General features: G+C 41.9%; 1 protein-coding gene. It reads left to right on the forward strand.

Annotated features, from left to right (window positions below; translation table 11 throughout):
* Nucleotides 1-114: 114 nt before the first annotated feature.
* Entirely contained in the window at nucleotides 115-1,221 is a 1,107-nt protein-coding gene (locus AAKU52_RS17460; protein ID WP_354335919.1) for an ISAs1 family transposase, read from the forward strand.
* Nucleotides 1,222-1,235 lie beyond the last annotated feature (14 nt).

The raw sequence follows: 1,235 nt of genomic DNA on the forward strand, positions 1-1,235 counted from the left end.
CAGGGTCAACGCATAAAAATAGTTAAAAATCAGATGCTTGTTAACATTTTGTGGATTTCGTGTTAGGATTTTTTTGTTTGTTTTGCTTTATTTAGCCGATATTTTTGTGTCTATATGGCAACAAAGAAAACATCTCTTCAGGAACATTTTGAGTCAATCCCGGATTACCGGATCAACCGGAACAAGAAGCATCTACTTAGCGACATCCTTATCCTCTCGGTGCTGGCGGTAATTTGTGGTGCAGAATCATGGGATTCTATAGAAACCTTTGGAAAGACAAAGATAGATTTTCTAAAAATCTTTTTGAAACTCCCAAACGGCATCCCCTCTCACGATACCATCAATAGGGTTTTCTCAGCTGTTCGACCAAAATTTTTTGAGAAGGCATTCGTCCATTGGGTAGATGGTCTCAAAAACAAAGACATCAAAAAAGAGCTCATCAGTATTGATGGAAAATGCATCAGGGGCTCAAAAGACAGTTTTCACTCCAAAAGTCCTATCCACATGGTCAGTGCCTGGGCATCCCAGAACCAACTGGTACTGGGCCAATTGAAAGTTGATGAAAAATCAAACGAGATCACCGCCATTCCGCTGCTGCTAGATCTGTTGGATATAGCGGGAAGCATCATCAGTATCGATGCCATGGGGACCCAGACCGCTATCGCCGATAAGATCATTGCAAACAAGGCAGACTATATCCTATCGGTCAAGAACAACCAGAAAGAGCTTTTGGAGCAAGTAGAGGGACGTTTTGAAAACCAGGCCAAAGCTTCGATGAGCGAAGTTGTTGAAAAGGGACATGGCCGTATCCAGACCCGCAGGTGTGAGGTGATAACAAATCTGACCTTTGTTGACAACAGCTGTTTTTGGACAGGCCTTAAATCCATTATAAAGATAACATCAAAAAGAGATGACGGCAAAAAAGAAAGTACCCAGGTGAGATATTATATCAGTAGCCTGCTCGAAAATGCCGCCATGTTCAATACCCATATCAGGGCCCATTGGGGAATAGAGAACCGGTTGCACTGGACTTTGGATATGGTATTTGATGAAGACAGGCAGAGAAAGAGAAACCAGAATGCTGCCAATAATTTTTCGTTCATCCGCAAAATAGCACTCAACCTGCTCAAAAAAGACATTTCAAAGGGGTCTCTGGTAACCAAAAGGCTAAAAGCCGGCTGGGACGATCAATTTCTCCTTAAAATTTTAAATCAAATTTAAATGCGTTGACCCTG

It is taken from the genome of Pedobacter sp. CG_S7, from assembly GCF_040544395.1.
Lineage (GTDB): Bacteria > Bacteroidota > Bacteroidia > Sphingobacteriales > Sphingobacteriaceae > Pedobacter.

What these genes read in the sequence shown, in the direction of transcription:
- AAKU52_RS17460 (WP_354335919.1), top strand. Translation starts at nt 115, where the DNA reads ATGGCAACAAAGAAAACATCTCTTCAGGAACATTTTGAGTCAATCCCG.